Origin of the sequence: Clostridium taeniosporum (assembly GCF_001735765.2) — a bacterium.
Classification (GTDB): domain Bacteria; phylum Bacillota; class Clostridia; order Clostridiales; family Clostridiaceae; genus Clostridium; species Clostridium taeniosporum.
Map to the genome: position 1 here is coordinate 1,844,116 of NZ_CP017253.2, position 24,788 is coordinate 1,868,903.

Annotated in this window: 15 protein-coding genes; 5 read left to right on the top strand and 10 right to left on the bottom strand. The window is 25.7% G+C overall.

The window, feature by feature from the left end; genetic code table 11:
- Positions 1 to 71 precede the first annotated feature (71 nt).
- Both BGI42_RS08520 and BGI42_RS08525 read right to left on the bottom strand, forming a co-directional pair.
- The gene (locus BGI42_RS08520) at positions 72 to 653 is read right to left on the bottom strand and encodes an MrcB family domain-containing protein (protein ID WP_069679907.1); all 582 of its coding nucleotides are present in this window, start codon (positions 651 to 653) and stop codon (positions 72 to 74) included.
- Positions 654 to 722: 69 nt separating this feature from the next.
- Positions 723 to 1,487, bottom strand: a complete 765-nt coding sequence (locus BGI42_RS08525) for a DNA-methyltransferase (RefSeq protein ID WP_069679908.1) — start codon at positions 1,485 to 1,487, stop codon at positions 723 to 725.
- Positions 1,488 to 1,707: 220 nt separating this feature from the next.
- On the opposite strand from BGI42_RS08525, the gene dndB reads away from it, so the two are divergent.
- The 5 genes from dndB to BGI42_RS08550 are packed head-to-tail and all read left to right on the top strand — an operon-like array spanning position 1,708 to position 8,140.
- The gene (gene dndB / locus BGI42_RS08530) at positions 1,708 to 2,796 is read left to right on the top strand and encodes a DNA sulfur modification protein DndB (protein WP_069679909.1); all 1,089 of its coding nucleotides are present in this window, start codon (positions 1,708 to 1,710) and stop codon (positions 2,794 to 2,796) included.
- Positions 2,796 to 4,424 carry a DNA phosphorothioation system sulfurtransferase DndC gene (gene dndC, locus BGI42_RS08535; RefSeq protein ID WP_069679910.1) on the top strand — a complete coding sequence of 543 codons (1,629 nt, stop codon included), beginning with the start codon at positions 2,796 to 2,798 and terminating at the stop codon, positions 4,422 to 4,424. Before dndB ends, dndC begins: the two co-directional genes overlap by 1 nt.
- Entirely contained in the window at positions 4,414 to 6,573 is a 2,160-nt protein-coding gene (gene dndD / locus BGI42_RS08540) for a DNA sulfur modification protein DndD (protein ID WP_069679911.1), read from the top strand. The genes dndC and dndD overlap by 11 nt, the downstream gene beginning before the upstream one ends.
- 2 nt (positions 6,574 to 6,575) lie before the next feature.
- Entirely contained in the window at positions 6,576 to 6,965 is a 390-nt protein-coding gene (locus tag BGI42_RS08545) for a DndE family protein (protein WP_069679912.1), read from the top strand.
- The gene (locus BGI42_RS08550; RefSeq protein WP_069679913.1) at positions 6,962 to 8,140 is read left to right on the top strand and encodes a cysteine desulfurase family protein; all 1,179 of its coding nucleotides are present in this window, start codon (positions 6,962 to 6,964) and stop codon (positions 8,138 to 8,140) included. Before BGI42_RS08545 ends, BGI42_RS08550 begins: the two co-directional genes overlap by 4 nt.
- A 72-nt stretch (positions 8,141 to 8,212) precedes the next feature.
- Here BGI42_RS08550 and BGI42_RS08555 read toward each other — a convergent pair whose 3' ends face one another.
- From BGI42_RS08555 to dptF, 8 genes are read right to left on the bottom strand one after another with little or no spacing between them, the layout of a single operon-like run.
- A complete protein-coding gene (locus BGI42_RS08555; RefSeq protein ID WP_069679914.1) occupies positions 8,213 to 8,719 on the bottom strand; it encodes a hypothetical protein in 507 nt (168 codons plus the stop codon).
- Positions 8,710 to 10,668 carry an AAA family ATPase gene (locus tag BGI42_RS08560; protein ID WP_069679915.1) on the bottom strand — a complete coding sequence of 653 codons (1,959 nt, stop codon included), beginning with the start codon at positions 10,666 to 10,668 and terminating at the stop codon, positions 8,710 to 8,712. The genes BGI42_RS08555 and BGI42_RS08560 overlap by 10 nt, the downstream gene beginning before the upstream one ends.
- On the bottom strand, positions 10,658 to 10,816 hold the full coding sequence (locus BGI42_RS16065; protein ID WP_158523399.1) for a hypothetical protein: 159 nt from the start codon (positions 10,814 to 10,816) through the stop codon (positions 10,658 to 10,660). Before BGI42_RS16065 ends, BGI42_RS08560 begins: the two co-directional genes overlap by 11 nt.
- Positions 10,809 to 12,854, bottom strand: a complete 2,046-nt coding sequence (locus tag BGI42_RS08565) for a DEAD/DEAH box helicase family protein (RefSeq protein ID WP_069679916.1) — start codon at positions 12,852 to 12,854, stop codon at positions 10,809 to 10,811. Before BGI42_RS08565 ends, BGI42_RS16065 begins: the two co-directional genes overlap by 8 nt.
- Before the next feature lie 11 nt (positions 12,855 to 12,865).
- Positions 12,866 to 15,490: a DNA-directed RNA polymerase subunit alpha C-terminal domain-containing protein gene (locus BGI42_RS08570; protein ID WP_069679917.1), complete on the bottom strand. Its 2,625-nt coding sequence runs from the start codon at positions 15,488 to 15,490 to the stop codon at positions 12,866 to 12,868.
- 45 nt (positions 15,491 to 15,535) lie between these two features.
- A complete protein-coding gene (dptH, locus tag BGI42_RS08575; protein ID WP_069679918.1) occupies positions 15,536 to 20,740 on the bottom strand; it encodes a DNA phosphorothioation-dependent restriction protein DptH in 5,205 nt (1,734 codons plus the stop codon).
- Entirely contained in the window at positions 20,721 to 22,112 is a 1,392-nt protein-coding gene (gene dptG, locus BGI42_RS08580) for a DNA phosphorothioation-dependent restriction protein DptG (protein WP_069679919.1), read from the bottom strand. The genes dptH and dptG overlap by 20 nt, the downstream gene beginning before the upstream one ends.
- 3 nt (positions 22,113 to 22,115) lie before the next feature.
- A complete protein-coding gene (gene dptF / locus BGI42_RS08585) occupies positions 22,116 to 24,509 on the bottom strand; it encodes a DNA phosphorothioation-dependent restriction protein DptF (protein WP_069679920.1) in 2,394 nt (797 codons plus the stop codon).
- Between the last annotated feature and the right edge of the window lie 279 nt (positions 24,510 to 24,788).

Sequence of the window (24,788 nt, forward strand, 5' to 3'; positions counted from 1 at the left end):
GTTACGAGCTACTTGCTATTTTCATTTATAAATTATTAAAAATACTACATTCTATACACTAGGTAGATATTTTAACCATCCAATACCTTTCTATACAATTCTATAAACCATATTATATCTCGCAAAAATTTTTCCGGATATTTTTCTAATTTATCTATATCGTAAAAAACAGCTTTTATATTTCCTTGTTCATATGATCTTGGTCTTTTTAAATTTCCACATATATTATTTGTTAAATTTATCTCGTCAATTAAATTGTTCTTATATTCAATTCCATAAGATGCTATTTTATCATTTACTTTACGCCTATATGTATTTTTATCATTTAATATACAACGTTCTGCCTTATTTTCTGTTCCTTGATTTAAAGAAATATAGATTCCCTCATTTCGCTTTATTAATAATGCCACATATATTCCCTGTGTCATATATTTAGAATACTTTGGATTTCTTATTGCAAATAGAGGTATAAATGGTATATGTGGTTTACCTTTTATAGTATTATATTCTATTTCGTACTCTTTAAAGTATTTATTTAATTCAACACATACATTATCAAATTTATATTTTATATTTTCTAATTCCAAAGCATGCTTAGAATACAAATCATAGCTTTTTATAATAAAAATTATGTCATTACATAAATCATTCATTAAAATAATACCTCCTATAAAATATCTATAATATTTAACAAAAGGTATTTTATCCAAAATTAGTTTAAATTATAATTGATTTATTCTTTTATTAGCTTGTTCAGTATATTTTTTAGATAGTTCAAATCCTATATATTTTCTTCCTAGTTTTTTTGCAACCATACAGCTTGTCCCACTTCCGCAAAAAGGATCTAATATTATATCTCCTCTATATGAGAATAACTTTATTAATCTGCTTGGTATTTCTTGTGGAAAAGGTACAGGACAATTATCTTTTTTAGCTTTTACGCCTTTTATAATCCAATGTCCATTTGAAATTTCTTGAAACTCTTTGTCTATCAATTCATTCAAATTACCATTTATCTTTTCTTTTTTCTTAGTACCTTTATATAATACTATTATTTCTTCAAATGGTAATAATATATTTGGATTTGATGCTGATTCATAACTTCCCCAAGCTGTCCTACTCCTAAAATTTTGTTTATCCCAATATATTTTATCTCTATATTTAAAACCCGTTTTATAAAATATATCTTTAATCATATATGAAATATCACACTTTACCTTTTCTATGTTATTCAAATTCATTTTTCCATCACACGGAATATTTATACATACTCTTCCATTTCCTTTTATCACTCTAAATAATTCATTTGAAACTTTACTAATAAACTCAATGTATTCTTTAATTGTTTTATTATCATTATATTCATCATAAAGTATGTTTAAATTGTATGGAGGTGAAGTTACTACCAAATCTATACTGTTCTCTTGTATTTTATTCAAACCTTCTAAACAATCAATATTTATTATTTTATTAATTAAATTTTCCATTTGAACCTTCCAGTTATTAATATAGTAATATATATTATATATCTTATATTTTATTCATAATTTTTTCTAAGATCCTATATTCTACATGTATCTCATAATCCATTTTTATTTTAGTTTTAAACGAACTTAAGTTCCCCTTTTTCTGTCAAATATCTTTACTTTTTTCTACGTACGTAATATAATAAAACAATGTATAAATACGTACGTAGGAGGTTGCATTATGAATAGTAATTTCTTTTATACATTTCCTGCAATCAAAGGAAAACAGGCAACTAGGGACTTTTTCATAATAATGTGTCCTTTAAAAATATTATCAAAATTATTTATATTTAATGAAGAAGATTTACCACCAGAACATAGAGCTCAAAGAATTTTAAACAAAACTCGTATTCCAGAAATGGCTTCATATATTGTTAATAATCCTAAAGACTATGTATTTTCTTCATTAACTGCATCAATTGATGGTGATTTTGAATTTTCACCTATTGATAAAGATTTTGATGAAAAAATAGGAACTCTTAAAGTTGCTATGGATAGCCGTTTACTTATTAATGATGGTCAACATAGAAGAGCTGCTATTGAAGAAGCTTTAAAAGCTGATTCTTCTCTTGGTAATGAAACTATATCTGTTGTTTTATTTATAGATGAAGGATTAAATCGTAGCCAACAGATATTTGCTGACTTAAATAAGCATGCTGTTAATGTCTCTAAGTCAATTGGAATTTTATACGACTCTCGTGATCCAATTGCAATGATTACTAAATCATTACTTGAAGAAAATAATTATTTGAAACATTTTACCGATAAAGAAAATCCATCTTTATCCAAATTTTCACCTAAATTATTCACTTTAAGTAGCATAAATGAAACTAATAAAAAATTATTAAATAAATTAAACACTAATGATCACAAAGTAGTTTCTTTTGTAAATGAATTTTGGAATGTTTTATGTGAAAATATGAAAGAATGGCAATTTGTATTTAATAAAGATACAAATCCTACTTTATTTAGAAAAGATTATATAAGTTCAAATGGAGTTGTACTTGAAGCACTAGGTCTAGTTGGTAACTACTTATATAAAAATAACGCTTATGATTGGAAGAAAATTCTTTCTAATATAAAAAATATTGATTGGCACAGAACTAATTTAGATGATTGGCAAAATAGAGTTATAGGTCCAACGGGTAGAATTGTTAAAAGTGCTACTTATGTAAGACTTACAAATAATTTAATAAAGACAAAATTAAATATTCCTTTATCAAAAGACGAGCAAAAATTAGAAAATGACTGTAAAAGGAAGGTTAACTAATGAATACTGAATTACAACAAAAAGTAAATGATATTATAGATGAAATGAAAATGGTCTATAAAAATGATAATAGACCTTGGGTTATAGGGTACAGTGGTGGTAAAGATAGTACTGCTGTAGTACAACTAGTTTTTACCATGCTTCAAAGTCTACCAATTGAAGAAAGACATAAAGATATTTATGTAGTTTCTTCTGATACGTTGATTGAAAACCCTATTGTTTTAGGATACTTAAAACATAACTCCGAATTAATTAATGAAGGTGCAAAAAAAGCTAACATACCACTATATACTTACATGGTTCATCCAGACTATAACAATACTTATTGGACTAATATAATTGGTAAAGGACTTCCAACTCCTACTTCTATTAGATTTAGATGGTGTACTGAGCGTTTAAAAATTAAACCATCTAATAAATTTATTGAAGAAAAGGTTAAAGAAAATGGAGAAGTTGTTGTTGTTTTAGGTGTTAGAAAATCTGAAAGTATAGCAAGAGGTATAAGAATTAGAAATAGAGAAATTGAAGGATATCTTTTAACACCTCATGTAACTTTAGAAAACACTTATGTTTATAATCCTATTGTAGAATTAACCACAGATGATGTTTGGGGTATACTTCTTGCAGATAATGGTGCTACTCCTTGGGGTGCTAGCAATAATGATTTATTTACATTATATACAGGTGGTGAAGGTGGAGAATGTCCTTTTACTACTACAAGTAACAAGGATACTCCATCATGCGGTAATTCAAGATTTGGATGTTGGATTTGTACTGTTGTAAATAAAGATAAATCTCTAACTGGATTTATTCAAAGTGGTGAAACCTGGCTTCAACCTTTACTTGATTTTAGAGATTGGGTTATAAGTATTCGTAATAAACATGAGTATAGAATGCAGTATAGAAGAGATGGAAATCACTACTATAAAAAATTATACTTAGATAAATTACCTTTATTAAATGATTATACTATTAATCCAGATTATATTTTTTCTAATAAAGATAGTGAAGGTTATATAGATCTTAAAAATTGCCAATCTGAAATAGACAAAGGAAATATCTATTCTTCTGATGATAAAAATAAGATTTATTTAGAATTGTTACCGCTTAAAAGTATTAACAATTCTAATGATATAAAATTAGATGAATCAAAAATACAAAAAGATGATACAGGTTACTATATAAATGTACTAGGCTATGGTCCTTTTAATTTTAAAGGAAGACAATTGATATTAAAAAGATTACTAGAATTACAAAAATATATTAATCAAGAATATGAAATTGAACTTATTACTAAAGAAGAACTTGAAGTTATTGATAGGATTTGGGATGAAGAAGAAGATTTAACGAGAAGAACACTAGTTGATTTATATTATGAAGTTATGAATGAAAGACTTCCTTGGGATGATTATAAAAAACCTATGTTTGATGAAAATACAAGAGAAGAAATTAAAAACTTATGTTCTGTTCATAATATTGATCAAGATTTAATTAATAAACTTTTAATTGAAACTAATAAATTTAAACATTTTACAAACAAAACGGTTTTAGATAAATCAATTAATAAAATTCTTAATCAAAGACATTTACACAAATCAATTGTTGAGGAGATAGAAAATGATAATTAACAATATAACATTAAAAAACTTTAGATCATACGAAGATGAAACTACCTTCTCCTTTACTCCTAAAGGGAATAAAAATATTGTTTTAATAGGTGGAGAAAATGGGGCTGGTAAATCTACCTTATTCGAAGCCATTAAATTATGTATTTATGGTCCAATTACTTATGGTTATCTTGGATTAAACCATAATTATTTAACTAAGATTAAGAATAATATAAATGATAATGCATTTAAAAATGAAAATATTGAATGTTATTTAGGTTTAAATATTTCTTTTGAAGAAGGCACACAAATTAAAGAATATTATTTAAAACGTTCATGGAATTATATAAATCAAAAAATACATGAAGATTTTAAAGTTTATCTAAATAATGAAGAATTAAATGATGAAGATAAATTATACTTTGATAAATATTTAAAATCTGTAATTCCACCATCGCTATTTGATTTCTTCTTCTTTGACGGTGAAGAATTAAGTGATTTCTTTACTGGGAAAAGTGCAAGTTCTAATTTAAAAGAATCAGTACTTGAATTATTCAATTATGATACATTCGAAGTATTAAAGAAGCAATTATTAGCTCATCAGAGAGCAAAATCAAAGTCAAATGTTAAATTAGAAGATACTCAAAAGAACTTTGATTTACTTAACTCTAATGTTAAAGATTTAAACTCTGAAATTGAAAATTTGGAAAAAACTTTGATTTTAGATGAAGAGTATCTTGATAATTTACTTGTAAAAAGAAATCAAGTTGAAGATGATTTTAAAAACAGTGGCGGACTTTTAGAAGGTGAAAAAGCAGCTTTAAGTTCTGAAATATCAAAATTTGAAAATGATCGTACTAATATTAATACGGAAATCAAAGATTTCTGCAATGAGACTCTACCCTTTTTATTAGTTACTGATCTCTTAGAAGAAACTAAAATTCAAATAGAAAAAGAAGATTCTTTAAATTCATATAATGCAATAAGTAAAAAATTATCTGGAGATATTGTAGAAGATGCATTAGTTAAACATATTCCATCTAAAGTAAAAAATATTAATTTTAATGAAATTGCAGTAGATCTTCTTAACAATATGTTTAATACTATTGAATTAAATAATGTAGCTAATATTTTAGAATTATCTACAGAACAAAGAAATACTATTAATCATACTATTGATAATATTTTAAATAAAAGAAATACTTTAACTAAATCTATCTTTTCTAAATTTAATAGTATTTCTCAAATTGGAGATAAGTTGAAAAAATTAAGAGATAAATTAAATTCATCTATTTCAGATGATATTTTAAATAATTATCTAGAAAATCTTCATTCTACAAATGAACAAATTAATACAATTCAAAAAAATATTGCTGTTAAAAAAGCGACAATTGAATCAAAACATAATGAGCTTAAAAACAAAGAATATCATCTTACTAGAGCAAGAAATGAGTATACTACTCTACTTCAAAATATTAATGTTTTAGATATGTCTACACAACTTATTGAATATTTAAATGAACTTCTTATTAATTTAACTAAAGATAAAATTAAATTAATAGAAAATGAATTCATAAAAATCTTTAGCACAATAATTAGAAAAGCTAATTATGTGAATAGTATCGTAATTGATGATAATTTTAATACTACTCTTTATATAAATAAAGAGTATAATACAACTGAAATACTAAATGTAATAAACAATCTTGGATTTAACGGTTTAAGTAAAAAATATGGAGATAAATTCTTAGAAGATTTATTAAAACATTATAATGTAGAGGATACTAAAGAACTTAAAAATCTTATATCTAATGATATTTCTTTTGATTATATAAGTTTAAGTACTAAAATTAATATAAATGATTTTTCAAATGGTGAAAAACAAATTTACATACTTTGCTTAATTTGGGCTATCATAAAAAGTTCAGGTGTTGAAATACCATTTATAATTGATACGCCTTATGCTCGTATAGATGAAACACATAGAAATTCATTAACTACTACTTATTTACCAAACATAAGTAAGCAAGTTATAATTCTTTCTACTAATAAAGAAATTGATAAAGAATTATATAAAGTTGTAAAACCTTATGTATGTGATGAATACTTACTTCTATACAATACAGAATTACGTAAAACTGAAGTTAAAAATGGATATTTTGAGGTGTAATAATGGGATTTAGATTAAAAACATCAAAGAAAACAAAAGAAATATTTGAAGAGGTAGGAAAAAGTGCAAATCTTAAACCATTTGCTTTAAGTAAAATAGCAGTTTCATTATCTTTAAAAGATCCTACTTCTATATTAGAATATGAGAATAATGACACAAACGGCCTTGAACTTCAAAGAGCCACAGTTACAGGTGAATTTGATGCAATATTTAAAGCACTTATCGAAGTAAACCTTGGTCGTAATATAAATGATGATGAATATTACCCACACTTTATGAAACTTCATATGGATAGAGGTGCTGAACTTCTATTAAATCAGTATAAATATAGTGGTGGAAATTTAGAAAAATTCTTAAAGAATGCATTAAAAAAGGGAGATGCTAATTTATGATATATTTAGATAATAGTGCTACTACTCCTATTGATCCCGAAGTATTAGATGCAATGTTGCCATATTTAAAAGAGGAATATGGCAATCCCTCTAGCAGATATTATACATTAGCTGTAAATGCTAGTAATGCTGTAGAAAAAGCTAGAGAACAAGTAGCAAGCTTAATAAATGCAGAACCTAAAGAAATAATATTTACTGGTGGTGCATCTGAAAGTAATAACTTTATAATAAAAGGTGTGGCAGATTATAAAAAGTACTATGAAGAAAGTGGAAACCATATTATAACTTCTACCGTTGAACATAAATCTGTACTTCAAACATGTAAGTTCTTAAACGGTGAAGTATTTTGGAATAAATCTGAAAAATCCGTAGCAAGTAAATTTTTAAAGAAAAAAACAGAAACAAAAAAAATTGATCGTGGATACGAAGTTTCTTTTCTTACTGTAAACAAATATGCACAAGTGGAAGAAGATACTTTTAGAAACTCAATTAAAGATAATACAATCCTCGCTTCATTTATATGGGGTAATAATGAAATTGGCTCTTTAAATGACATTGAAAAATTATGTGCTATTGCAAAAGAAAAAAATATACTGTTTCACTCTGATGCTACACAAGTATTAGGTAAAATTGATTTAGATGTAAAAAAAATTCCTTTAGATTTTCTTTCTATGTCAGCTCATAAGATTTATGGACCTAAAGGTGTTGGAGCTGCTTTTATAAGACAAACTGGATTATCAGATTATAAAATGACATCATTAATACATGGTGGATTACAAGAAAGTGGATATAGAGCTGGAACTTCTGCTGTTCATAATATTGTAGGTTTCGGTAAAGCTTGTGAAATTTCTAAAAGAGATATGAATGAATATATAAAAAAAATATGTGAATTAGAAGTTGAAATTAAAAAAATGCTTACACAAAAATATCCTGGTGTTGAATTTTTAGGTGACCCAGACAATCATATTCCTGGAGTCATTGGCATGCTTATTCCTGGTATTGTTAATGATATGTTTATTAAGGATATGGCTGATAAATGTGCTATTTCTTCTGGGTCAGCTTGTGGGATTGGTGAACCTTCTTATGTTATTAAGGAAATTGGAGTTGCAGATAGAAGTTCTCAATTTATTAGAATTACATTATCTAAATTCTGTGATATGAATTCTTTTTTTTAATAAGAAACTTTAAAATACTTAAGTATGCATATAATTGCTTACTTAAGTATTTTCACAAGAAAATCTTTTTAATTAAAGATTCAAATCATCTATTAATAAAATGTCATCAGGCAATGCATCTATATCAAGATTTCTCCCATCTATAGTAGATTCAAAAAATTTTTTAATATTTTCCATAGATTCCAATGGCGTAATTCCTATCAATTCAACCAATTTTGTAACTCCGTAATTAGCAAATTGAACTAAATAACTAATTTTATTAAAATCACACTTATCCCCAAATGCAAGTTCTAATCTTTCATTTTCTGTAAGTCTTTCAGTACACGTAGATAGAATAGATGCTTGAAAATAAAAATCTAATTTACCGTTATCATTATTTCCAATAACATTTCTTGGAACACTTCTAGTATCTTCACCATTATCAATTGGTTTTTCAATACGCTTATCATACATTATTCCTATAGAAAGACATAACACAAAAATACTATAATGGGTTTTATTTGTAAAAATGCATGATAGCTCATCAATAGCTTTATTCCAACATGTACCACGTAAAAGAATATCTGAGGTTATTTCCATAATATTCCCTCCTCAACTCTAGCAACATTCTTCTCATTATTACTAATAATCGTCCAAACTCTTCCTATTTTATCTTCTGCTATAATATCTTGTAAATTATCTTTTGAAAACAAGATAACTTGTGGTGCAAATTGTGGTATTGAATCAACTACATTCTGTCTTTGATCTGGATCAAGCTTTGAAAATGGTCCATCCAAAACTAATGGATATTCCCTTTTATTTAATCTTTGATCGTTTTGAAGCATTTTTAATATCCCTCCAATATATGCAAATGATACAACAGCGAACTGCCCCTCTGATTTTGATTCATCATTAAAACTGTCAGTTACTCTTACTGAAAATTCATGTGTAACTGATACCTTTCTTTTACTAGTCAGCATTTCATTTAATAATTTTTGTATATTTTCTTCTAAATTTTTACTATATTCCAAAGATGCATCTTCTAATTTTTTCTTAAAATAATCAGCTACCAATTGCATAATATTAATCTTTGATTGAATCTTAAGATTTTCATTATTTTTCTTTGTTAAATCATCAAAATCTTTCATATTCTTTTTTAAGTAAATTTTAAACTTGTTAAGTTCTTTTTCATGATTAATAATATGCTCATCCAATTCTAATATAGAATCTTCTGCCTGTTTCCTTGCTATGACTAAATTTTCAATATCAGGGCTTTTCTTCTCTTGCTCATCAAGTTCTCTAATTTTTTTATCATCTTCTTCAGCACTTTCTTTATTTTCTAAAATCAATTTAATATATCTCTCAAACTTTTCTTTATTATATCCCTTCCCCCACTGCGAAGCTGTTCTTTTAAATTCATTGTACATACTGGTATAAGACTTAGGCGGCAACATATTTAAATACGCTTTAATATGTTCTCTCTCTTCATTAGAAATTGAATTTCCACATATACATTCCTTAGTAGAACTATCCAATAAATATTCAATAAGCCTTTTGCCTAGTCCTTGTGGAAGATTATTATCGGCTATTTTTAGCTTAATTTTATTCTTAGCATCCAATACAGTTTTCGATATTAATAATTGAGGAAATGTAGAAAACATTTCATCACCAAAAATTCCCTGAGTACTAGTTACAGTACTTAAACTCAAATCTCGATGTCTTTTAAGTATCTTCCTTTGCTTCTCATATTCTACTTTTGATTTTGTACTACCTATTTGTTCAGACACAGTACGAATTAATTCCTTCATTTTTTCTTTCTTTTGACTATATACTTTTAATTCCTCATTATATTTTTCAATCTTGTTTTGTGCATTTTCAATATTAGTTTTAACTGCAGATATTTGACTTCCGCTTTTTACAGTTCCTTTGCTCATATAAAGCTTACCCAATACAGTTGTTGGTGAAGTTATATTACCCACATGATCTTTTGCTAATTCAATAACATCTAGATCAAACATGGAGTATAATGCTTTTTTTAATTTATTTGCCGAATCCTTACCCTTTACACGCAAATCAGCAATCATGTTTTCTCCATCAAAAAAGAAATAATCTGATAACCCAGATGGTAGTAACTTTTCAATAATTTCTGAAGGCCTATCTATTTTCTTCCAATTATTATCTTCATCCATTCTAATGAGTGATATTTCTTCGCCTAATTTCTTTGAGTAATCCAATTCTTTTCTGTATGTGTATTTTCTTGTCAATGAATAATGATTGCTATTATGTTCAAAATCTATTCTTCCCATAACTTCAAAGCTATTTCCATATTCAAGATTGCTTTCAAACTCAAGATTATATAAATAATCTGAAGTTGTTTTATTAAAATGAACTTGTCCATAAAAAATCCATTGAAACAATTGATGTAATGTTGTTTTCCCATCTCCATTTTTTCCATACACAATAGTAATTTTGCCATCAGTAGAACACCTTATAATTCCACGTTCTTTAAAATTTCTAAAGTTTTCATACTCAATAGTTTTAATTTTCATCATTAACCTCTCTATCTAACTGAAATATAATACTGTTTACAATATCACTTTTTGCTCTTGAATTATTCACAAATTTTGCCACTTGAAGCTGTCGCTCTTTTTCTTCTATAAAATCTATCATTTTCTTTACAACTTCATCATTATTCATCTTCATCCCCCAAAATATCCTCATAATCATATACATCAATATCTTCTATTTTAATGTTATATTCTTTTATTACATCATTTAACTTAATCTCAAGATCATTCCAATTCAAAGCAAGACGTCCATATTCCAAAAATCTTCTTAATTCAATTTTTGCCCACTGGCACATATCAGAACTTGGTAATACAATAACATCATAAATAGTCGCATTTTTCTTGCCTTCATATGTCCTAAGTATACGACCTCTTCTTTGAACAAATTCACGATAGTCATCATTACTTGATAAAATAAGAGCACTTTTTATTGATGGAATATTAATTCCTTCATCTAAACAACGTATCGCAACTAATGAAGAAATCTCACCTTTATTAAATGAATCAACAAGTTGCATACGCTCATCCATATTTTCTTTTGCAGTAAACTGACTAGTTTTAAAACCATGATCTGTAAGAACTCTTTTTATAGATTGGATATGACGTATCTCTTCTCCAGAATTATTATCGAATAGACGCCCATCACCACAATATACAACAAAATGATCTGGATCATTTATTTCGTTAATAATTTCATCAATTCTACTTTGTTTTTCTTCTGACATTGAAATAATTCGTAATCTATTTCTAAGAGACTTTACGAGTAAATCAGGATTTATACAAATATTATTTTTAAAACAACTTGCAATTTTCATACTTTGTTCATTAAACTTTTTTTCTTCATAATCAGTAGAATTTACAAAAATAGGTTTATAATAATAATGCACCAAAAAACCTTTCTGTAAAGCAGTTTCAATAGGTAAATTAAATACCTGTCCTCCGAAAAATTTCATTAATTCCCTTCCCTTTTCTGCCGAAGAACCACTATACGGTGTTGCACTTAACCCAAGCATATAATCAAATATTTCATGTAATCTTTCTGATCTATTTGTAAATCTATGCGCTTCATCAACAATTAATAATTTGTCATTATCTGATTTATTAATTAAATTAATAAACCTATCCATATTAAATGATGCAATTGTAGATATGATTATAAGTTGCATATCAGAATTATATTTTTTTCTAATAATCTCATTCATTATTTGTTTTTCCCATCCTGGATTTTCAGATGACACCATTATTATCTTTCCGTTTATAAATGTTTTTTCAACATCCTCCGCCCACTGCTTTATAAGATGCTTATATGGTGCACAAATCACAACTATTGGTGAATGATTTTTCATTAGCTCAACTGTTGAATAAATAGCCGTCCATGTTTTTCCTGTACCAGTCGCCATAACATAAAATCCATGATAATCATTATCTACCCATGCCTTTATTGCTTGTTCTTGATAATCTCGTAACTCAATAGTTTTCTTATCTTTTTGACTGTTTTTTCTCTTTTTTATGACTTCAAGGAGATTTAATTTGGCTGTTTCAGAATATTGGTATACTTCAACAAACTCATTCTTTCCTTTCCACAAAGTATCAAATTCTAGCTCTTCTTCGATAATAATTTCCTTATTACCTTCATCCCATCCTTTTACAACCCTAATTTTTTCATAATTACTTCTATACCCTCCATAACTAGAATTAGATGAACCATAAAAAACGATAGTGTTATTATCAAAATCCCTTAAAATACCAAGTTTATCATGATACATTCCTTCATCATTGGTAATAGCAATTTTAATATCAAGTACACCACGACTAATCAATTCACATAACATTCGAAGCTTATTGTCATTCAATTTTTCCACTTCCATTAAGAAATCTCTTGTAAAGTAATCATATATCATATCCTTACGCATTTTATATCCCAAATTTATTGCATTAATATCCTCTTCATTAAGTTTAGGACTGGCTATAAGTTGAATTATGCCATTATTTCTAACCATAACAACAATTCCGTCTAAAATAAGTTCTAATACTCCAGATGAGAAAAAACCTACACTTCGTTTATAAATCTTGGTAAATTTTAAAGCTGGTATCAAAAATGCTTCAGCAATATTATTATTTCCGCGACTTATGTAACTTCTTTTTATATCTAAATCTTTATAATTCATTAACTCACTCCCTATTCTAAATCAATATATTCGGAAATTAAATCATCTATATTTTCTAAATTATCAATTTCTCTTATTATTCCACTACCTTTATTTGAAATTTGATTTATCATTTCACTTATATCAACATCTTTTAATGCTACAATAGGAATAGATTGCCTAAACTGATTTGATGTAGTTGCTACAATAAGTTTATCTGACCATTTATACAAAATACTGTATATTAACCACTCGCTCCAAGGAATTGATAACATTGGAAATTTGCTAATACACTGTAATTCAAAAATAGCTTTAGCATCTGACAATTCTTTATAAATTAAATTTTCAATATATATTGCTACCTCCAGATTTATCTCAATATAATCAATCGAAGCAATTTCATTATCACTAATCAGTAAATGTGTATCATTAAATGAATTCATAAAGTCTAATATGCTACCAATATAAAAATGATATTCTTTTGCAAGTGATTTAATGTAAGGAATAGCTATTCTCTCAGTACTTGATATTATTTCACTCAATATTTCCAATGGCCTATCAATAATAGTTCCCTTCATTGCTACAAAAGGTCTTGAAAACGAATATTTATCTCTAAAAAAATGTTCTAATAAACTATACATACCAAATGGTTGAAAAACACTATTGTTAGTCAATAAATCTAAGTTATCATTTAATATATACTCATAAATTTCTTTGCTATGGCATACTTCTTTATTTGACAAAAATTCTATAATTATTTTTTCCAAATATTTTATATCACTCATAGTTATTTTCAAATTATCTACATGTATATATTCTCCAAATAAATTAAGTATATCAAGGTCACTTACAGATATTGAAATAACTATTTCAGTCACCCCACGAAACTTATCATATATTTGCTGTTTACTAACTGGATATTTAAATTTCTTTATATAATTAACAATCTCCATATACATAGAAGTTATTGTCTCATCTTTAGATACATAATCCCTTGTAAATATAAACTTATCTCCATAAATTTCTCTTAAAATTCCTTGTAAATAATATTTATTATCTATTCCTTCATAAATCAACTTATTTTCAAACTCAGCAAAAATTATATTAGTCATTAAAATTGGAGATTCGTTTCCGTTAATATATTCAAAGATCTGTTTTGCTAATTCATCAGATATATATTTTTCCTTTTTAGGTCTATAAATTCCTCTACCACAAAGAACACCAATGTCACTTAATCTTGCACTTATTGCCCTATTATTAGTTGGAAGTTGGATATTTCCATATTCTTTTATTAATGTATTCTTAAATTTTAATAATTCATCATCATCATATATATATAGTCCTTCTGTATAGAAACGTTTCATAATATCTGTATACATGGAAGTAAGAGTTAACTTCATTCTATGATATATTTCACCTGTTAGAGTATAATTATCTTCAATCGCCTTAGAAATTAATTCAGCAGAAAGTCCTTTTTCTTCTACTCCTTTCTTAACATAATCTTGAAATTTATTCACCTTAAAATTATCAGGTAATTCTTCAGTATATTCCTGTACCTTATTGGGTAAAGAATCATCTCCTAAAATGAAAACTTCAAGTTTGTTATCATATATTGCATCACTTAATTTATTATTTTTTAAAAAGAATAACATTTCAGTATAATAATCACCCATATAATCCATTATTTCTGACAATGTTAATACATAATCACCATTACGATCAGCTGATACTTTTGATAAAATATTACACGAATTCTGCCAAATCAAAAATTTATTATTTGCCTTCATTTCAATTTGTCTTGCACGTTCCCTTGATACATTTAGTTTATCTCCAATTTCTTGTAATTTACTTCCTCTCGATCTCATGTAAATTACTATTCTAACATTATCTCTTTTAAATAATTCATCAAAAAATCCACTAATTTCTTGTATCAAATCAAAGGAACACCAATTAACAAATCTATTAAATATATCATTTCCTTTATTTTTATCACAAATATTATGTCTAATAAAATCATCAAGAGTCATTAAATCATAATTACAGTATGACAATAATTCATTTCTTTCAATATCATTCTTAGAAAATGCATTTATATAACCTAGGACATAATTTTTCAATCTAAATTCAGGAATTTTTTTTAGAACTTTATGTAATTTATCATTAATTTTAACAAACAATTGAAACATATTAATTATGTCATCTAAAAAACTGTCATTGTTATAACATAATTCAATTAATTGAGGATCGAATAAACAATATCCTCTCTTCAAAATATCCAACTGCTCTATTGAAATTTTAGATAACTCGCAAGTTTTTTCAAAAGAAAAATCATTATTAATAATATTATTTTTGTATAATTTTAGTTCTTTAGTAATAGAGAATTTATTTTTTATTTTATCATCATTACTACTATTTCTTACCTTTAAGCTTTGTATATAATTATCTATTTCGTTTATACACCCTGATCCAAATCCTTTTATCTTTGATAGTTTTTCTGAATTAGAATACAACAATTCTTCCACTGAAAAAATCGATGCTTCATATAATCTTTTGTATAACCGTTTTGAAAAAGAAATATCTTTAATAAATATATCCTTAAAATCATCTGGATCACAATTATATGTTATATAAAATGGTGTGTCACATATTCCAATCATACTCTCACCTCATTAGTAAATTAATTCTTAAATTAACCTCAATTCCTATTTAACTATTTCCCAAAAAGCCCTATCTTTCATAAACACAGCCCTATCACTATCACCCATTTTAACTAAGCTGTAATGTTTATTAAGACTCTTTATTTTACTATAAATATTCTCTTCTTCACTCTTACTTTGAGTATTAAATATATACTTAACATCCTTGTTATTTAAATCAGCCACATTATGAACTACCCAAGTTAATATATAATTAGCATATTCATTCTCTCCAGTAGAAAAATGACTTAAAAGTTGAGTTGAAAGTATTGTTCCAACACCAAATTCCCTTCCTTCTTTAAGAATCTTCTTTAATGATGAGAAATTTTTACTTAAGAAGTTATCAGCTTCATCTACTAATACAATCTTATTTAATTGTCTTAATTGATCATCAATTTTACTATGTCCATAAGCTTGCATTTGTGAATAGAATAAATCTAAAGTTATAGCTACAACAAGATTTTGTATTCCTGGATCATATCCTGATAGATCTATAACGGTAACTCCATCAATTAAATCAAATAAACTTTGTGTTTCATTACAATCTGGTTCAAATATTTCAAAATCTATTAAATTACTAAATGCAGCATATAAACTATCTTCTTTTAAATCTTCTTTGCCAACATAAATATCATATACATCTTTAAGTGTTGGTGCTGGCTTATCCCATGTATCTGGTTGATTTTTAATTATTCCTCTCTTTTCATAAGCTTCCATAATTAAATCTCTAAGTAATGTTTCTTGCTTTATTCCTAATCCAAAAGCTTTTGCTAATGTTTCTTTTAACCCATTTGCAGTATGAAGTGGAAGCATTGGTTTTGAATTTACTGCTTTTACTACTGATAATGGATTGAACGGTAAATGATATAATTCAAATACTTTTGCATCTGTAGCTTCTAAGAAATCTTGTTTTGATTTATTATAATCTCCCTTATAATCAAAGATTAATATTCCAACTTCTTTACTATCTACATTATATTTAGATTCTTTATAAATTTGTGTAACCATAGATTTAGTAAACTGAGTTTTACCTGTTCCCATAGTTCCTATTATTCCTGTATTAGTATGCATTAATTTATTTGTATCATTAGGGCACCAATATACTTCTTTATTATTCTTTTGATTAACCCCAAATAAAATTTGCATATTTCTATTATTTTCATCTTTATCTTCAGAAGATGGATCTGCAACTATTGATGATTCATTTTGTTCTAATCCAGATTGATCTGTAATCATTTCTTCTGGTGTTAAAACTCCTTCATCTTCTGGTTTATTGTTTAAAGTCTGACCATCAGGTGTTCCATATTTTCTTATTTCATCATTTCCATCTTTTTTATTATTAATTTCTTTTTTAGTATTTTCTTGATTTTCAGGTATTACGCTATTTATTTCTATATTTCCTGCTTCTTTTCTTATTTCTCCAACTGTTTTAGTTATAAATTCAAATCCATCTTGTTCAGACATTTCAATAACTAAAACATTATCTTCTTTTTTAATGTTGTCAAAATAATTTTCCTTTTTAAATGAAATAACAGCTGCTTCACCTATAGATTCTTCTATAAAATTACTTATTACATATTCTTCATTTAATAATATTCTTCTTAAATCTGAATCAATTACGCTAATCCAATTTTCTTCATTACAAACATTATAAAGATTAAATTTTTCAGCACTTGTTATTACTAACTGCATTAAAAAGTTCCTATATACTTTTTGTGTACTGCTTAATTCTTTATCTTCTTTAGGTAATAATATTTCATTAAAAATCTTTTTAGTTGATTTTGCTTGTTCTATACCTTTATTAATATAAGAATTTGAATTATCACCTATCTTAACTTCTATAGGATAATAATGTACATAAGTCTTATCACCAGCCTTTTCAATTCCTACTAAAAGAATATCATCACTTGTAGCACCATTATTTTCAAATCCTAACTTTTTAGCTGACAAAAAGCCTTCATTTTGTTTAAGTCCTGCCCCTCCTGATACTCTTAAAACTTCTTCTAAAGATACTGGTACCCAGATTATATTATCTTTTTTAAATTTAGCTAATGCTAATTTAACTGCAGATAGTATACTTATTTTTTCCTTTGGAAAATGTGATTTACTTGATAATAATCTAAGTAACCAATCTCCATTAATAGCATTAAACATATTTATTACATTTGGTGAATGAATCTTAGCATTTTCTATTCCCTTTTTAGTTAAAAACTCTTCTATAACCTTTTGATATGGACCTGACTTTCTTGTAACCGTAATTGCATCATAACCACCTGCTGTAGTATATTGATCACTATAATGAATAATAAGTAAGTCTTTAGCATCTGGATCATTCTTAAAGAAATTCAAATCTACTTTTGGATCTATAAATGTAACCCAATGGCTGGAATTATAAATATTATCTAGTGTAGTTTTATTATCATTATCTACAGAGATAGCTTTACATTGATTTATATGAAAAGGTGCTCCATCCATAGCCGTATCTAATGCATTAAGCTTACTTGCTATAGTCATTAGTTCAGTTTTAGTATTAGCATACTTAGTACCAAAACCCGTTCTATATGCATCTCCTAAAAATACTGATGGTACTCCTGAAATTAGTCCATTTAATATTATTCCTGATGGTATCTCATCCATATTAGATATTATTGTTTTAACATCATTACTCATTTCTACAAAGGTAATATGTGCATATTCAATTCCATTTTCTATCTTCTTAGAATAAAAATGTACCTTTTCTCTATATAAATCTAATACATCCTCTTCAGACATATTATCAACATTTAAATCTAAACCATATATATCTTTTAAATCATTTATATTATCATTAAATGCCACTTCTTCAAAAGCATTTGTAATATTCTTATTTGAATAAATGAATAAATCAATTGGTAATACTTTTTTATTCTTACCTTTAAGTTGCTTTATATAATATTTAAATATTCCTTGAAGAATTTCTTTACTATCACCTGTATTTATTAAATTAATTCTTATTGGTGCATTATTACCCATATTAAATAAATATTTAAAGTGTCCAACAAACTCTTCAATTTTTTCATTTACTAATTTAGATACAAAGTTTCTTGAGCTCTTATATCTTGGAAGTTCTGCATCTACATAATACTTCCATTCTGGAGAATTAAATTGTTCCATAGGAATATACAGTTTCTTTTCATCAACAGTAATATAAGGTAAAAGATATGTTGATGTAAGTTTTTTAATAATATCATCGTTCATTTCTTCTTCAAGAAATTCATTACTTAAGTGTAATTGATATACAATATTTAAAGGATGAAGAGGAGTTAATATTACTTCTCGATCCTCTATTTTTCTTTCTATCATTCCTATCCTAAATAAGTTCTTTTGTTCTCTACTAAGTAATGAACCTTCAGTAATGTTGTTTAATTCATTTATATAACATTTAATAAAGTTATGATAAAGATTCTTTAATTCATCATTTAAATAAGTTAAACTTGGAAGTTTATTAGCTATCTTATAATATCTTAATATTTCATCATAGCTTTCTTTAACCTTAGGATTTAATTCTAAATCTATAGAGTCTAGTCCCTCTTCAGATTCTGTAAAATATACTCCTTCACATTCTATAATTTGCTTCTCTAAACATAGATTTTTTCTAAATTCATCTCTAGCAAAATATTCTTTAGTTCCATGCTGAAGCTTATTTTCTCCAATAAATTTAAAATCACTTTTCTTCTCTCTTTTTAATTTCCATACTTTTAATCCTTCTATTGGAGCTATTTTTTCACTAGTTCCTCTAATGCCAAAAGGAACTACACTTTCATCTATTTTAATTTTAAACTTTATTAAATCACTATCATTTTCATATTCGAAATTATCACTAATTTTCAATTCTAATTTTTCTTGATTTTTTACTTCAACCGTATCATAATTATCGTATATTTCCTCAACTGTAGAACTAGATTCAAATTCATTGAATACTACAGAATTTTCATTTGTTTTAATTAAAATATGACTATTTTTATTTTTTACAATAATAGAATATTTAGTTTTTATACTTTCAAAATATTTTTCATTAAATCCTACTATAACTATTTTAAATTCAAATTTAATGCCTTTATCATTTTTATAAACAATTTTATAGAAGCTAGCATCACCATCACAGTAATGAAGGGTAGCTTTTATCTTTTTCCCGGAAGTTATAGCTTCAATATCTCCATCTATTTTTAAAAATTCTTTATATAAAGTATCATCAAAAGAGAATTCTAGTTCTATATCTTGTTTATGATCTTCATTAAAAACAATAATATTTCTTATTCTTGACTTCGCTTTAGATGTCCCTTCTTCTTTATCCCATGATTCTGAGCCTGAAATATATTCTAATGGTTTGGTTGCTTTTTTAGCCTCAACAAATTTTTCTACTTCTTTAAAGTCAACTTCCTTCCAGTCATCACCTTTTAATTTATCTACACCTTTATCATCAAAATACTTTTCAAGTTGAGTTTCTGGATTACCATAATTATGAATTTCACTTACTTTATTAAAGCTAAATGTATTATCTCTTAGTCTATTATTAAGTTCTTTCTTATTATTGCAATTTTTTAATTTACTATCATAGAACAATCCAAAATTTTTATATTGTTCTTTTTCAATACAAGTACCATTTACCGTTGCAAGTAAATCTTTATATTCAAAAATAGATATACTGTCTCCAAATAACTCTTTACTTTTTCTTTCTAAGTCTAATTCTATAATAGCTTTATCCACTTCTGAAAATCTAGATTTTTCTAAATTTCCTCTAATATCTTCTTGTATTGATTTTATATGAAAAGGCATACCTTCTTTAGTGAACGATTCAGTTCCTCCCATAATACTATCTAATGTTGTATTATGAATAAATAATATAGCTTTATCTTTATATCCATCTTCAACTCCAACCATATTTCTAAGTCTAGTTAAAAAATCTGGTTGAATATCATCTATTGTCGCAGAAACTATTAATTTAACATTTTGGAAATCTAAAAGATATGTCTTATATTTAACTTCTCCATTTAAATCTTTATACTCAAATTCTCTAGCAAGAGTATTATTTTTATTTATTGATTCATATAAAGCTCTTACTTGTTCTTCTTTTTCAAATTGAATATTATATTTTGCTCCACTACTTAGTGGATTCATTCTAAAAAAATCTACTATTTTTTCTGATAAATAACTATAAAATTGATCTGACATATTGTGCATCCCCGCTATCTGATTTCTTTTCTAATAAGTTTAGCTTTTCGTATAATTGTATTATTTTAATTTTGGAATCTCTATCAAATGAAATACCTCTTTTTTCGAATTCCTTAAATAATAAGTTTAATTTTAATCTCTTCTTATTATTAATACATATTTTAGTTAGTAAAATAATATCTTCTTCATTCAAGTTTAAGCTATATCCAAGAGAACCTCTTCTTTTTCCAAAGTTATCTTGCACGAATTTAACAAACCAATTGCTATATGCATTATACGCTCTTGTTCTAGTAGATGCCTTTCCTTGAAATTGATGTTCAATAGATTCAAATAATCTATACACTTTATCAAAAGCCTTATTTCCGCTATTTCCTCTTTTTACAGTAAATCCATCCCAAATTATTCCTTCTTGTCTTCTACTAATATATTCATCACATAATTTATCTATATCTTGTTGAATTTTCTCTTCATTAGTATTAAATATTTTAAATAATTCTACATATCCTAATTGTTTATCAAAATTACTATGATTTAAAAATTCTAATGTTATAGCATGTGAAAATAATGATTCAACATATCCTTTAAGTTTTTCCCAACCATATAAATAAGCTGTTCTATTTTTAGACATACTTTCCCAACTTAATGTAAAATATAACTTCTCTGGATTCTCTAAATTCGCCTTTTCAAATTGACTTAATTTCATTGATAATTGAGATATATAAAACAAATAATAAAATTCTAAAAATCTATTTAATGAATTCTTATATAGCTCTTCATCCTGTATTAAAAATTTAAAATCATTAACAAATAACTCATTTATAAATGGTATATAACATATATATTTATCAACTGATGATTGTTTCTCTTTTAATTTTGGTAATGCTTTTAGTACTAATTTATATAAAATATTATCAACATCTCTATTGTAATATTTTTCAATAATGTTCTTTAACTCGTCTGTAAAAAATATTGAATATATAAATTTAGCTATTTTTTCTTCTGAACTTGTAGAAGATATATAATTAATAGTTTTTATATCAAAATTAGCTAAGTTATCATTATCTATAAACATAGTTTTAATTATATTTCTAAATGACTCTTTACTTGTATCCCCTTCAAATTCTCCAATTTCATCTACAACATTTTCTATAAACTCTAAAGCATTAAAATCACTTTCTAATTTTTTATTACACAAAAGTCTTGAAACTTCACCAACAACACCATCAAACTTTGTAAATAATGTTTTGTCATTAGCTGCAAATGGTAATAACTTGAGTTTTTTACATTGACTATGAGTTAAACTATTATCAGTGAATTTAAAATCATCATATATTTTTTCTAAATTTAATTCATAAACTTTATTTTCTTCCATACTTTATATCTCCACAAATCTATAAGTTTCAAATTCTTCATCATATTCTAATTTAAATTGCTTATTATTTTCTCTATTCTTTTCAGTAAACATAAGTTCTTCGTTTTGTGAACCTGATTCTTCAAGCTTATTAATAAACTCAACAAACTTGATAAAATGATTCTTATCCTTTTTATTAGGTCTATATCCATTATTAACCTGAACTAATAATTTATATAGTCTATAATCAATGTCTATTTCATATGATTTTTCTGCTTTTTCACCTTTATATTTTAATTTCAAAGTTTCAATAAATTTCTTAAGATCATCATCGTCATTTTTAGGCAAATTACTTGCATCAGCTTTTAATTTAATGTTTTCACTTATCTTATATTTAATTTGATTTTTACCTAAAAATATGTTTATTTGATCTTTATCAGCTTCACCATTCCATTTCATAATTCCTTGTTTAACATTATTATAAACATTCTTAAGCTTAGATTTATTTCCTTTATTCCAATAAAATAATGCATTCATATATTCATCATAATCTTTATCTCTTAAAGAAAATAAGTCATTTCTTCCGCAAATATAATAACTTCTAATAAATAACTTTAATAGTTCATCTCTTATTTTCTTATCTTCAGTTTCATTAAAATCAACATAATTTATTTTATTTATATATCCCTTTGGATAATCAACATATTCTTTAAAATAATTTAATATATTAGATGCATTATTAAACTCTATAACAAAATCATCAATTTTTTCATTTCTTATATTTAATGGATCAATACTATTTAAAGCTTCAAATATAAATGATAATTCTTTATGCTCAAAAATAATGTTAGGTATCAAAGATTTTATATACTCCTGATTATTCAATTTTGCTATTTTATTTTTAAATGTTGGGGAATTTACATCAATATATGATCTTGGTATTATTAATTCATACATAAAGTTTAATAAAGCTCTTGTTGAAATAATTATCTTATTTTTCACTATGCATTGAACTAATAATTCAACAATTGCATCTTGTATATTATCTTTTGCTAGTAATTCATAATTTGCTTTAATTGGACAACATTCTTTATTCCCACATTGACTACAATTCCTCTTATATGAACTATAAAATATATTTTTTTCTGTAAAATCAATTTCCAATGACTGTGTTATTTTCTGTATAAGCGATTTAATATATGATGAATGAACTTTTCCATCTTTTAATGTAAAAATATGATAATCACTAAAATTTACAAACTGAAAAGAACTATTATCATTAAAGCTACTATCTTCAATACTAGATTCTAATATCTTTTTGTCTTGTACAAATTCTTTTAATTTAGTAAATCTATGTCCATATTTAGAATCAATAAAATTATTCAAAGTTCCTAAGTTTATTGCTAAAATAAACTTTTCTTTACTTATATCAATTTTTTCATCACTAAATTCATCCAATACTTCATTTAAAGTATCCATTGATGTTTTATTAGGTTCTAAGCTTTCTGTAGCATCATTATGAAGAGTAAAATTCTTCATAATTTCAGGATATCTATTATTAAAATATGATATTATATGCGATTTACCATCCCCTACACTACCACAGACTAAAATTAATTGAGAATGACTAGATTCATTTGCTTTATGTATTAATTCATCTAATCCTGTTTGTGCATCTCTTACTATATGCATATATTTTTTAAAAGGAGTAAATTCACCTAGACTTTCAACAGCTTCTTTAGATGATTCTTTTAATCTTGATAATTCTTGTATTAAACATTTCTTATCTGGTTCATCATCATTAAATATGCCTTCTAATACCATTCCTGTATAAGCATCATCAATATCTTCTTTATTTTTTACTATATCTAATTGAACTTCTGGATTATTTTCTTTATTAATTGATACATTTTCTTGCTGTTTTCCAATAAAACTATCCATCATTTTATTCATTATTTTTGTTATCACTTCTTCATTTATTTCAGATGATTTATCCGTTGATGGCATAGGATTTTTATACGGTAAAGCTTCAAACATAGGGTCTACATAAACTTCAACAAACCAGCTTGTAATTTTATAAATATTCTTATGAATATTTAAAGCAGCTTCTAACTCACCTTCTAAATTTGAATGAGCTGCTTTATTTCCAAGTAATCTTACTGCATGAAATAATTTATCTATATCCTCTGTAAAAATTCCTTCTTCTTCTAGGTTTCTTAATCTTTCAACTTGCGTCATAGTATTTAATAAACCATAACCTTCAATTTTAGCTATTTCTTGGGTTAAATTTTCAATAAACGTTCTTCCCTTAATAATTGCGGTATGAGGAGATGTAAATAAAGCTTCATTTATATCTTTTATATAATTATTAAGATATCTATAATCTTTTTCTAAGTAGGTAAAAATATCCTTTTCCAATTCTGATTCTTCCTTCCTATACTTTTAAGTTTTTATCATATGATTCCTAATAACAACTTGTTATTTTTTGTTAAATATCGGACTTATTATATATTAAAATAATACTATTTATTATCAATTTTAATGTAAAATTAACTCTATTGTCTATATTTTATCATATTTTAGCATTATTTAACATGTTTTGTGTAATTCATAACTTTCGTAAAACTTAATTGCATAAAAATAAGAGTCTACATTACAATAGACTCTCATTCATATTTTATTTATAAACTAATAGTT